Below are 331 nucleotides of genomic sequence, written 5' to 3'. Positions count from 1 at the left end.
GCAGAGAAGCATAGGGCTTATGGTTTTAGGAAGATATTTAAACGACTACGACTCCTAGGGCATCAATGGAATCATAAACGTGTGTATCGCGTTTATTGTGGTTTGAAGCTTAACTTACGACGAAAAGGCAAAAAACGCTTACCGTCACGTGAACCAGAGCCACTAGCCGTTCCAGTAAAGGCAAATGATTGCTGGTCAATGGATTTTATGAGTGACAACTTGTTTTCAGGAAAGTCGTTCAGAACTTTTAATGTGATTGATGACTATCATCGTGAAGCTTTAGCGATAGAAGTGGACTCAAGCTTACCTGCTCAACGGGTAATACGTGTAC

1 protein-coding gene is annotated in these 331 nt (G+C 41.7%); it reads left to right on the top strand.

The features are described from left to right. A partial coding sequence (locus AB4140_RS00645; protein WP_371999355.1) for an IS3 family transposase occupies positions 1 to 331 on the top strand: 331 nt, incomplete at both ends.

It is taken from the genome of Shewanella sp. 10N.286.51.B2 (assembly GCF_041469265.1).
GTDB lineage: Bacteria > Pseudomonadota > Gammaproteobacteria > Enterobacterales > Shewanellaceae > Shewanella.
Note: the sequence above shows the minus strand (reverse complement) of the source record. Positions and strands in the feature narration are given on the sequence as shown.